Genomic DNA, 2,362 nt, shown 5'->3' on the forward strand with positions numbered 1-2,362 from the left:
ACGCGTGATCAGTAGAAACAAGGTCGTTTTTAAACAATTCGACATTAATTGATGGCCATCCGAATTCTTTTGGTCGCTGTCTGACTGTCAGTAAGTATGCTAGAGTCCCGTTTCCGTTTCATTACCAACACCACGTCTCCTTGCCCTATCAAAACATTAGCCTTCTCTCCTTTCGCAAGATTGCTCAATTCGTTGATGCTCAATGCTGGCCCATATCTCCTGTCTTCTTTGCCCAGAATCAGAAACCCCCTCAATACTGCAGATTCCACTCCTGCTGTTCCCTCATCTGGGTCTTCCATCAATGCACCTGCATCCTTCCCAAGCACCGTAAGCCTCTTGGTTGCCTTGTTGTAGTTGAACACAGGAGAATTGCCTCTCACAACTATTCTCATTCCTGAACCTCTCACATTCACAGTTAGAGAAGAGAACTGCATCCTACTCTGCTTCGGCGGGGCTGCTGCAAATGGTAATAGCTTTATTATTTGGACAGTGTCAAATGTCCCCAGTACGTCACGCATCTGTTGGAATAGAACCCTTACGAATCCACTATATTGGCCTCTGACAGCTTTAGGTATTAGCGATTGAAAGGGTTCAAATTCCATCTTATTGTATAGCATTGTAGGATCTTGGGACCATTGAATCTTTATAGTTTCCCAATTTCTAATGATCCATTGATATGTGTTAACTAGCACTGATTCTGGACCATTGATCTCCCACATCATGGACGACGAATATGTTATAGTCAGCTTTTCTGTTCCCTGTGTTTCACTAACCTCTTCGGGAGACAAGAGTACGTTTCCCCTCTGGTCTCGGACCCTCAAGAAACGATCAATACTCACTACCACTCTCTCAGTACTGGAGTATTCATCTACTCCCATTCTACTAACTCTCACTCCTCTCAATGACATCTCTGTGCTGGGGGTCATGTCAGGCAATATTCCGATCATCCCCATTACATTGTCAATGGGTTCAATTCCCCAGTTTTGAAACAGGACCTTGGCATCCTTTTGGAAATGCCTTAGGAGTTGATGCATGGGATTTAGCCGCTGGTTTGCTCTGTTGACAAAGTTCAAATCACCTCTCACTGCCTTTATCATACAATCCTCTTGTGAGAATACCATTGCCACTATTATTGCCTCAGCAATTGATTGCTCGTCTTTCCCACTCACTATCAGTTGAATCAGTCTTCTGGTTGCTTTCCTTAGAATGGCTGTTGCTCTTCGCCCAACCATTGTGAATTCCTCATATCCTTCATGTACTCTTATTTTCAATGTTTGGAGGTTGCCTGTGAGCACTTCTTCTTCCTTTTTGACAGAAGACCCACTTGTCCTTTTGAAAGTGAAACCTCCAAAGCTGAAGGATGAACTGATCCTTAGGCCCATTGCTGCCTTACATATATCCACAGCCTGTTCTTCTGTTGGGTTTTGTCTAAGGATGTCAACCATTCTAACCCCGCCAATCTGTGTGCTATGGCACATCTCCAAAAGCGAAGCCAACGGGTCTGCTGACACTGTTGCTCTTCTAACAATATTTCTAGCAGCAATAATTAAACTCTGATCAACATCATCATTTCTCACTTCCCCTCCCGGTGTGTACATTTGCTCCCAGCAGGTCCCTTGGGTCAAATGTAATACTTCGATATACACGCTGCTTGTCCCTCCAGCTACTGGTAGAAATCTTGTCTTGCGAACCAGTTCCCTCTCCAACATGTAGGCCACCATTAAAGGGGCAATTTTGCAGTCCTGAAGCTCCTCCTTCTTCTCCTTGGTTATCGTCAACTGTGATTCTGATGTTAATATTCTTGCTCCAACTTCGTTTGGGAATACGACCTCCATAATGACATCTTGTGCTTCCTTAGCACTAAGATCTGCATGGCCTGGGTTTATGTCGACCCTGCGGCGTATTTTAACCTGATTTCGGAAGTGAACGGGGCCGAAGGTCCCATGTTTCAGTCTTTCGACCTTTTCAAAATAGGTTTTATAGACCTTTGGATAGTGGACTGTGCTTGTTGTTGGTCCATTTCTGTTCCACCATGTCACAGCCAGAGGTGACACCATCACTCTGTCTGATCCAGCATCATTTGTCTTGCTCCAAAGGGTTTGACCTTGCTCATTCCTTTCCGGGATCATCTCCATTATCCTTTTGTCTGCTGTAATTGGATATTTCATCGCCATCATCCACTTCATCCTAAGGGCAGGATTCTTCTCCTGTCTTCCCGATGTGTATTTCTTGATTATGGCCATATGGTCCACAGTTGTTTTTGTCAGTATCTCGCGGGTGCGAGACTGTGACATCAAATCTCTTAGTTCTTTTATTCTTTCCATATTGAATATATTTGACCTGCTTTTGCTGATCACGCGTA

1 protein-coding gene is annotated in these 2,362 nt (G+C 44.2%); it reads right to left on the reverse strand.

What is annotated here, in order from left to right:
- Nucleotides 1-44: 44 nt before the first annotated feature.
- On the reverse strand, nt 45-2,362 hold a 2,318-nt coding region (locus C4K88_RS18260; protein ID WP_146065742.1), incomplete at its 5' end, for a polymerase basic protein 2 domain-containing protein.

This window comes from Arthrobacter pityocampae (assembly GCF_002927275.1).
Taxonomy (GTDB): domain Bacteria; phylum Actinomycetota; class Actinomycetes; order Actinomycetales; family Micrococcaceae; genus Arthrobacter_D; species Arthrobacter_D pityocampae.